This window comes from Streptomyces sp. NPDC042638, from assembly GCF_040647235.1.
In the GTDB taxonomy this organism is placed as follows: domain Bacteria; phylum Actinomycetota; class Actinomycetes; order Streptomycetales; family Streptomycetaceae; genus Streptomyces; species Streptomyces rameus.
The window spans coordinates 1-8,994 of sequence record NZ_JBEZBT010000109.1; the positions used below are offsets into that span (position 1 = coordinate 1).

At 69.5% G+C, this 8,994-nt stretch carries 10 protein-coding genes; 7 read left to right on the forward strand and 3 right to left on the reverse strand.

Features of this window, described 5'->3' with window-relative positions:
* Window positions 1-901: 901 nt before the first annotated feature.
* Complete coding sequence (locus tag AB0B40_RS37425) at window positions 902-1,588, forward strand: restriction endonuclease (protein WP_030338527.1); 687 nt, start codon at window positions 902-904, stop codon at window positions 1,586-1,588.
* 214 nt (window positions 1,589-1,802) lie between these two features.
* Here AB0B40_RS37425 and AB0B40_RS37430 read toward each other — a convergent pair whose 3' ends face one another.
* From AB0B40_RS37430 to AB0B40_RS37440, 3 genes are read right to left on the reverse strand one after another with little or no spacing between them, the layout of a single operon-like run.
* Window positions 1,803-2,657: a helix-turn-helix transcriptional regulator gene (locus AB0B40_RS37430; RefSeq protein ID WP_362268074.1), complete on the reverse strand. Its 855-nt coding sequence runs from the start codon at window positions 2,655-2,657 to the stop codon at window positions 1,803-1,805.
* Window positions 2,658-2,687: 30 nt separating this feature from the next.
* The gene (locus AB0B40_RS37435; RefSeq protein WP_362268076.1) at window positions 2,688-3,215 is read right to left on the reverse strand and encodes a DUF6879 family protein; all 528 of its coding nucleotides are present in this window, start codon (window positions 3,213-3,215) and stop codon (window positions 2,688-2,690) included.
* Window positions 3,187-3,447 (reverse strand): hypothetical protein, encoded by a 261-nt coding sequence (locus AB0B40_RS37440; protein ID WP_362268077.1) that lies wholly within the window; start codon window positions 3,445-3,447, stop codon window positions 3,187-3,189. Before AB0B40_RS37440 ends, AB0B40_RS37435 begins: the two co-directional genes overlap by 29 nt.
* Window positions 3,448-3,656: 209 nt before the next feature.
* Between AB0B40_RS37440 and AB0B40_RS37445 the strand changes: the two genes are divergently transcribed.
* From AB0B40_RS37445 to AB0B40_RS37470, 6 genes are all read left to right on the forward strand, one after another.
* Window positions 3,657-4,217, forward strand: a complete 561-nt coding sequence (locus AB0B40_RS37445) for a hypothetical protein (RefSeq protein ID WP_362268079.1) — start codon at window positions 3,657-3,659, stop codon at window positions 4,215-4,217.
* A 302-nt stretch (window positions 4,218-4,519) separates the two neighbouring features.
* Window positions 4,520-6,037, forward strand: a complete 1,518-nt coding sequence (locus tag AB0B40_RS37450) for a radical SAM protein (RefSeq protein WP_362268081.1) — start codon at window positions 4,520-4,522, stop codon at window positions 6,035-6,037.
* Window positions 6,027-6,710, forward strand: a complete 684-nt coding sequence (locus AB0B40_RS37455; RefSeq protein ID WP_362268082.1) for a hypothetical protein — start codon at window positions 6,027-6,029, stop codon at window positions 6,708-6,710. The genes AB0B40_RS37450 and AB0B40_RS37455 overlap by 11 nt, the downstream gene beginning before the upstream one ends.
* Window positions 6,707-7,507, forward strand: coding sequence for a hypothetical protein (locus AB0B40_RS37460; protein WP_362268084.1), 801 nt, complete (start codon window positions 6,707-6,709; stop codon window positions 7,505-7,507). Before AB0B40_RS37455 ends, AB0B40_RS37460 begins: the two co-directional genes overlap by 4 nt.
* Before the next feature lie 19 nt (window positions 7,508-7,526).
* Window positions 7,527-8,354: a carbohydrate kinase family protein gene (locus tag AB0B40_RS37465; protein ID WP_362268086.1), complete on the forward strand. Its 828-nt coding sequence runs from the start codon at window positions 7,527-7,529 to the stop codon at window positions 8,352-8,354.
* A gap of 21 nt (window positions 8,355-8,375) precedes the next feature.
* A complete protein-coding gene (locus AB0B40_RS37470; RefSeq protein WP_362268087.1) occupies window positions 8,376-8,963 on the forward strand; it encodes a nucleoside 2-deoxyribosyltransferase in 588 nt (195 codons plus the stop codon).
* Window positions 8,964-8,994 lie beyond the last annotated feature (31 nt).

Genomic DNA, 8,994 nt, shown 5'->3' on the forward strand with positions numbered 1-8,994 from the left:
GTGTGGCGGGGTCGGCGAGGATGAAGAAGGCGGCCGCGGCGGCGTCCTCCACCTCTTTCACGGCTGGGTCAGTGGCTGAGCAACCTGTGCCGCCGCTCCAGCCTGAGCGGCGTGAGCGGTGAGCAGCGCTGGATGAGCTCAGTGTGCGATCTACAGCGCCTCGACTGTCTCCTGGCCGCCACAGCGGCCTGATGGGTGCGCTGCAGACGCTGCCTGCGGATGCTGCTTGCAGAATTGGCCGGATCCGTCATCGGACAGCTGGATCAGACATTGTCCCACCATCCTGCCCTGAGCGAACGCGTGCGAGGCCTCGCCTTAACCGACTGCCCAGGTGAGACACAGCTTCGCCATCCTCACGCGGTGAGGAATGCCAGCAGGTTCGGCCCGCACCCTGCCTCTCCGGGAAATGAGACCGCAGCCGCGACTGCAGGTCCCACACTGTCCTGAACTGCTCTCTATTTGAAGCAAGTTGAAGTCTCAGGGATGATCGGTTGTCAGTGCCGGCCGTCAGCATGTCAGTGATTTCGGGAACACACGATCACTGGGAGGACCACATGCCATTTGTCCGGCCGTACGTGCGCTCCGATGGGACGCCAGTACGCGGACACTCCCGATGGGCGCCGGGCGCGCGCAGGGAGATGACCATCTTCGCTCTCTTCGGCCTGGCCGTGTTCGGCTTTGGCCATACCTCGACGGCGAACGGAACGGACAGCGCACCGCGCCGGCCGGCTGTGACCTCCCCGATCCGCTTGGACCACCATGCCGGCAGTACCTCAAGGGATGCCATGCCGCGCCCAACCGTGTCGTACCCGATCAAGTTCGACGCTCCCGAGCCGAGGAAGCCGGCACCTCAGCCGACGGTCTCGTACCCGATCGACTTCTCCACCCTGAGGGCTGAGCGATGACCCGGCGCCCTCCGGCCAGGCGGCGGACCACCAGCCGCACCAGCCGCCAGAAGGGCGGGCAATCCGTCCTCCCGGCCGCCGCCGCAGCGGTCGTGATCACAGTGATGGTGGTCGAATGGCTCCTCGCCCACTGGTGGCTGCTGCTGATGGGAGCCGTCCTCGCGATTGTGGGCGGCTTGTGGTGGTGGCAGGAGCGGACGCAGCGCGTGGAGCAGGAACGGGCCAGGGCGCGGGCACTGCGCTATCAGCTGGGGCAGCTGGATGTGCTGTCTCACCGGCAGTTCGAGTACGCGATCCGTGATCTGATGCACCGGGACGGTTGCAGCGATGCCGTCCAGGTCGGTGGACGGGGTGATCTGGGAGCGGATGTGAAAGCGACCGATCCGCTGGGGCGGCGTTGGGTGATCCAGTGCAAGCACCGCCGCAACGGTGCCCAGGGCGCACCGGTGGGCACTCCGGAGCTGCAGGTGCTCAACGGGACAGGCCGCCCGGTCCACAAGGGTGATGTCGTGTTGATGGTGACCAATGGCAGGATCACCGAGCCCGGCCGCGTTTTCGCCCGTCAGCAGCGGCTGCACCTCGTCGACCGCCAGCTGCTGGCGTCATGGGCCGCAGGTTCGAGGCCGCTGTGGGAGCTGCTGCCTGCTCTCCCGGCGCCTCGCAGGCCGTCACATCTCTCCTGAGCCCGGCCTCCACCAGGCATTCGGCACCCCGGAGCGGGCACGAGCAGTAGTACTCCTGCCCCAGGGTCCTGCCGCAGTGCGGATCACGCCGTCACTGGCATGGGCACGCAGCGAGCGGAGCCGCAGCTGCGCGGCAACCCGCGCAGCCGGCCAGCGGTCCTTTCGTGATTGCGATCTCCTCAGGCAGGTCGAGGGCTGTCGGCTCCGAGTGCGGTCAGTGAAGCGTGTCGATGGCCTGGGTGATCAGAGCTCGGGCCTCGGCTCCGTAGACGGCCGCGCTGCGCAGCTGTTCGAACGCCGTGAGGTAGAGGGCGATTTCGTCCGGCTGTGTGATGCGTACGCGGGCGGAGACGAGTTCGACGCTGACGAGACGGTCGTCGTAGACGTGGAACGTCTCGCGGGGCCACTGGTGACGGGAGGGGGATGCCGTGGGGATGATCCCGACGGATACCTGGGGGAGGGCACCTGCGGTCAGGAGGTAGCCGAGCTGGGCTGCCATCGCCTCGGCGTCGCAGACCTGGTAGCGCAGGGCTGCTTCCTCGATCACGGCCACGAGCCGGTGTCCGGGTTCGTGGATGATCTGGCTGCGCTCGATCCGGGCCCGGGCTGCCTCCTTGCTGTCGTCCACGGGGACGCCATGGAGGCGAGCGCTGGTGTGCAGTACGCCTGCGGCATAGCCCTCGGTCTGGAGCAGGCCGGGTACGAGAGTCGAGGAGTAGATGCGGAACAGCGTGGTGCTGCGGTAGAGGTCGCGGTAGCTGTCCTGGAGCCGGCGCAGTCCGCTGCGTACCTGGCGCCGCCATTGCGTGTAGGCGGTCTCTGCGTCGCGGGACTCGGCGATGATGCCGTCGGCCTGGTCGTCGGCGCCGCATGCGTGGCACCAGCGACGGATGTCGTCGGGTGTCGGTGCCGTGCGGGCGTTCTCCAGACGGGAGGTCTTGGGATGGGTCCAGCCGCACCGCGCGGCCAGTTCGGTCCCGGTCAGGCCCGCCTCGGCCCGCAGGTCACGCAGGCGCCGCGCGACGCGTTCCCGTGCGGCCTGGGCCGAGGAGGACGGGGAGGTGGCCATGTGGTGCGGCTGGGCCCTTTCCGTGTCGTGCTAGCAGATCTTGTATTCGTCGTGCGGGACGGCCCTGGCCCAGACGGCGTCGAACGCGCTGGCACACAGCCGGGCGGCGGCCGGATCCTCGCTGATCTCCCCGGGGGCCGACGCGCCTGCGCCGGTGAAGTGGTTCCAGCGGATCAGTCGGCCGTCGATCAGCCAGAAGTCGTTGCCCGGCAGAGCAATATCCGACGCCCGGCGGCGGGGCAGCCACCGCACCTGCTCGCCCGCCGCAAGATTGACGGTGGTGCCGGCGTGTTCGTACCGGATGTAGTCGCTGACCGGCTCGGACACGATCCGCGCCCGCCGTACAACCACACCGCGTGCGACCGTGCGACGGACGAGTTCCACCCACGGCCGCCAGTACGACGACTCGGGATCGGTGTCGACCTCGCCGGTGCTCCGCCACCGGGCAAGTGCCTCCGTCTCGCCGGCCACTGCGTAGGCATCGCGCATTTCCAGGTGAAGAGCCGACTCGCGCGCACCGTCCAGCAGTTCAGCGAAGCTGGGCACGCTCTGCGGCATCACATGCCTCCCTCAAGATCGGCACCATGCGGGCCGGTACCCGCACGACCTGCTCGTGCTGCGGGATGCCGACCGCGTGGCCGGGCACCTCGAAGGCGGCGCACTCCGCCTGGGTCGCCTCATCGGGCTTCCACCCCTGGATGACGAGTTCGCCCGTCTTCTCATCAACCCACACGGTCGGGCTCTCACCCTGCCCGGTGTTCGGGTCGATGCCGATGAACCGTAATGACACGTCGGCCTCCAGCGCTCTGCATGTGCACGGATGTACACACATTCAGGCGTGATCACGGCCACGGTCAAGGAGACAAACACGCCAGCCAGCTGGACGAATCAGTCATCGTGAACATCCGTGAACATCACTGGCCGTGTCGCACTGCGCCCCCTAGCGTCGACGGCAGCCCTGCACTCCACCAGAGGACGCCCCACGCAAGGGAGCGACGCATGCAGCAAGGCCCCGCCGCCCAGCCGCCTGCCACATCGCCGCTGCTGTCACTGTCCGTGCACCCCGCCTCCGGCAGCGGACGGCCCGACCCACCCGACACCATCAGGGCCTGGCTTGCCAGCGCACACGACGTCCCCACCCAGGCCCGCGCCGAGTGGACGACCCAGAAACTGGCCCTGCTGCCACTCGGCCGGCACTTCGCGGCCGTCCGCATTCCCGGCGCTATCGTCCACGCAGCCGTAGGCACCGACGACGGCCAGGCCATCACCCACGCGCTGGAAACAGCATTGCCCGGACCAGTCATCCACGACGTGCGCGCCGTCGGCCCCACCTATTGGGCACTCGTTCCCTGGCGTCCCGGCAGCCGTTGGCGCGGCCCCGCCGAGACCCGGTACCTCGGCCCCGGCACCTACCTCGGCATCCCGGACATCGGTTGCACCGAGCCACCCGGTTCCTACTGGGTGACACAACCCCGCTATCGCCGCGACCTGTGCCACCCTGAAGCGGTTCTCAGCCTCATCGCCCTAGGAAGTCACCGGCTCCGCTCCGACCCGCCGTGACCCCGATTCGGCCAGCACCGCTGTCACTCCTGCCCACGGCCGCACAGCCCGGCCCCCGCCTTCCGTCCCGATACGGGGGCGAGGGATGCACGTGGCAGCGAGGTCGAGGCCGAGGACGGGTGTGCCCTGCTCAGCACGCTGCTGCCCGCAGTGCTTGACCGAACCTCTCTCTGTCCCCGGCTCAACTTCTGCAAGAGGATGTTGCGCCCTTGTCGCTTCCGGCCTGAAGGGGGGAGCCGGGCCGCTCGCCCCCTCGCTGTGGGCGGACTAACTGGACGCACTGATGTACGAGAGGAGTCCTGGTGACCGCCCCTTTAGTGATCTTGGACTGTTACACCGTCGAGCCCAGCGGCCTGGGCGTCCCCCCGTACCTGTCCGCCTACGTACGACAGGCGTACGCGGCGCTGCGCCAGGCACGTCCCGGCGCGGACGTCAGATACGTGACGATCGACGACGTCCGCTGGTGCCTGGTCGGCGGCCGCCCAGCTGTCGCGCCACCTCTGAGCGACCGGTGGACGTACTCGGCGACCGTAAACCGGGACAAAGCGGTGGAACTGCTGCGGGATGCCGAGGCAGTGGTCGTAGTGGCGGGCGACAAGGTGCCCTCGGTCCACCTGCACGCAGTCAACGGCTCTCAGGACGACATCGCCCGCGCCATGGCCTGCGTACGCGGCCGCCGCTATCTGCTCGGCCCCATGGCCACCTGGGCACTTGCCGAACCGGCCTCGTGGGCCGGGCTGTTCGACGCGGTCCACACCCACACGATCACCTCCTTAACCCTGGCCCTGGGCAGCCGTACCCCCGCACCGTACGGACAGCTGCAGGCGGACCGTTCCTCGTTCACCGGACTGATCGAGCAGATGCCGTGGACGCCGGTGGCGGAGCTGGAGCTGTACCGCGGCTGCACCCGCAAGGCGTTCTGCCGGTTCTGCAACGAGCCCGCCAAGTCTCCGGTCATCGCGCACCGCACGGTGGAGGACGTCCTGGCCGAGGCCGGGCAGCTGTACGACGCGGGCGTGCGCCATTTCAGGCTCGGCCAGCAGACCTGCTTCTTCTCCTACCAGGGCCGTAGCGAGGAAGCGATCCGTGCGCTCCTGGGAGGGATCCGAAAGCGGTGCCCGGAACTTGAGATGCTGCACATCGACAACGCCGACCCGCTGGCGGTGGCCGCGCCGGTCGGCAAACGGATCGCGGCCGCGGTCGCCGAGCTGTGCACCGAGGGCAACTGCGCACCCATGGGCATCGAGTCGTTCGACCCGGCCGTCATCGAACGCAACACGCTGACGTGCACGGAGGACATCCTGCTGCGTGCCGTCGAGCACGTGAATGAGGCCGGTGCCGAGCGTGGTGCGGGCGGGCTGCCGAAACTGCTGCCCGGCCTCAACCTCATCTACGGCCTGCCCGGCGAGACCCACGCCACGCACCTGGCCAACCTCACAGCCCTGCAGCGGATCTACGACGCCGGATGGATGTGCCACCGCACCAACGTGCGCCTGGCCCGCGCCTTCCCCGGCACCCCCCTCGCCGAAGAAGCCGGCCCGGAGGACCTGCCCTCCAAGGAGCACTTCGAGACGTGGAAGGCCGATATCGACCAGACCTGGGACCAGCCGATGAAACAACGCGTCTACCCAGCCGGTCTGACGATTCCCGGTGTACACGCCTACTTCGTCGACGAACGCGGCACCTGGTTCCGCCGCCTGGGCTCCTACGCGATCCAGATCATTGACCGCAACGCCGCAGTCCCGGTGGGAACCCCGGCCGACATCACCGTCACCGATCACGCCTCCCGCGTCCTCTACGGCACCCACCGTGCCCGCTGACCCGACCGCCGCCACAGGGGCGGACATCCGGCATGTGGGCGTGCTGCTGCCATGGGCCAACCAGGCAGTCGAGGAGGAACTGCCCCAACTCGGCGAGCCGGGCGTCGTCTTCCACTACGCTCGGCTCGTGCCGACCTCCCGCACCACCGCCGTCGACCACTCGTTCTGGCATGGGCTGCGGGCCGCCGCCAGCGGCGCCGTCGACTCCATGCGCCACCTGCCGCTGGACGCCACCGTGCTGGCGTGCACCTCCGCCGCCTTCACCGGCGGACCCGAACTCCCCCCGGGCGTGATCACCGCCTTCGACGCCCTCACCACCCTCCTGCACCGGTGCCGGCTGACCCGCGTCGTGCTGGCCACCCCTTACCCACAGCAGGTCACCCGCGCAGAAGCCGCAGCACTGGGCGAACGCGGCATCCAGGTCCTCGCCCACGCCAGCCTCGGCCTGGACGACGGCTACCCGGCCATCTGCGCCCAGCAGATCCTCGACTTGTGCGCCGTCCTGCCGCCGGCCGCGCTCGCCGGAGCGGACGCGCTCGTGCTGTCCTGCACCGGCTGGCGCACCCTGACCGCCACCACCGTCCTACACCAGCGGCTGGGGATTCCCGTGATCTCCTCCAACCGCGCTCTTGCCATCTACGCCCTCCCGCCCGCGCCAGGAGCAGCGCCATGACCGTCACCACCCCCCACAGACGCACCGATGACCGCGTCCTCGCGTTCGTCACCCGCGCCGCCGCGCTCGCCGAGGTAACGGCGGAAGTGGAAGCCAACCACGACCACAACCGCTGGTGGCCGCCCACCATCACCGATCCGCGCATGCGGATGCTCGCCGCCGGCTGGTCCACCCGGATCAACTACCGCATGGTCGACACCTATGCGGCCGTCCTCGCCCGTGCCGATGCGCTCGGCTTCGATGCCCTCACCGATCTCGACGATGACCAGGCACGCGACCTGGTCGCCCCGCTCGGCCTGACCCAGACACGCCTGACCTATCTGTACTCGCTCGCCGACACCCTGGCCCGCTGGGACAAGGACGGCACCGACCCGGCCGCCTGGGACGCAAAGACGTTCATCACCGCCTTCGCCCGTGACGTACGCGGTGCCTCCTACAAAGTCGCCCAGTGCGCCGCCCTGTACGCCCGCGGCTACCACTGCGGCATCATCCCCGTCGACTCCGGCATGGTCACCAAACTCGCCCCCGCCCTCGGCTTCACCCTCCCCTCCGGCCCGGCCGCCCACGAGCACCTGCGCCTGCTCCTCGAACACGCCGTCGCCCGCCACACCGACGCCCTGCGCGCACTCACCGCCGGCCAGAACATCACCATCCCCGCCGAGGCGACCCCCACCTGGTGGGCCCACCTGACACTGATCTACTTCAAGCGCCTCTACCTCAACCGGCCCCCCGCCCGACTGTGCACCCGCCGCCCGACCTGCCCCACCCTGACCGACTGCGCACACACCCAACCCTGACCGACAGGGAGACCCCGCGATGCAGCGCACCATCGTGTTCGGCAATATCTCCCTCGACCACATCCACCGCCCCGGCCACCCACCGATCCACCAGCTCGGCGGCGCCGCCCTCCACCTGGCCGTCGCAGCCGCCCGCACCGGTCTCCCCACCGCCCCCGCAGCCGCCATCGGCAGCGACCTGGCCCACCTGCCCGACGACCCACGCCTGCCCCCGCTGGACTGGACCCTCCTGCACCACGCACCACAGCCCTCAGCCAGGTTCACCATCCACTACGACGAGGCAGGCACCATCACGGCCGTCGACACCGCCTACGGCGCCGCAGAACACCTCACCGCCCACGCCCTGCACCTGATCGACCGCTACCCCCAAGCCGCCTTCCACGTCAGCTGCCGCCACCCCCTCCACATCCGCGCCGCACTGTCAGCACTGGCCTCACGCGGCTGCACCTTCAGCCTGGACTTCCACCTCCCCAGCGCCCCGCAACTCATCCCCGCCGCCGCGCCCTGGCTCCGCCACGCCACCACCGTCTTCGTCAACACCGAAGAACACGCCCTCCTCACCCTCACCGCCGGCCCCCAGCCCTGCCCGGAAGTCGTCATCAGCGACGGCCCCCGCCCAGCCCGCATCGTGTGCAACGGCCGCGCCCTGCCGCCCGTCACCCCACCCGCCCTGCCCACCGTCCGGCAGATCACCGGCGCCGGCGACACCCTGGCCGGCACCTACCTCGCCCACCGCGCCCACGGCATCCCCCCGGCCACCGCCCTGACCCACGCCGTCCAGGCCGCCAGCCACCACACTGCCCACACACCGCTGACCCTCCCCGCCCCACGCCGCGCCCCGTCCTGACCCGCAGCAGGAGGCCGCCCAGTGTCCTATTACGTCGCCCACCGTCTCTTCGCGGCCCACGACCGAGCCCTCGCCGCCCAGCTGGCCCACCACCTCGCCCGCAAGCTCGGCGAAGACCACGTCTTCCTCCCCTTCTGCGACACCGACGAGGAGAGCCTCGTCGCCGACGTCAAAGGCCGGCGGCTCTTCGAACTCGACCGGGAACGCCTGAACCGCATCCACGCCCTGATCGCCATCCTCCACGGACCCAGCCCGGACGACGGCGTCTGTATGGAGATCGGCTACGCCGCCGCCCGCGGTGTCCCCGTGATCCTGCTGACCACCGACTTCCAGAACTACTCCGCCACCCCAGGCGGCCCCCGCACCCACTTCCCCGACCCGCTCCTGGACGCCCTCGCCACCCGCATCGTCCGCACCCCCCGTCTCGCGACGCTCACACAGCCGTCAGGGACCAGCCGATTCGCCGACTTCGCCCTTCGTAACCAGGCCCAGGCCCAGCAGGCTGTCGAGGCCTGTGTCGACGCCGCCCTGCAGCTCCCCGCCCCCACCAAATCGACCGCACGCGTCCGAGCCGACAGCACGGTGTATGAACCGTTCCGGGTTCGGTAGAGATCTCAGTTGTTGGGTGTGACCTGGGGTT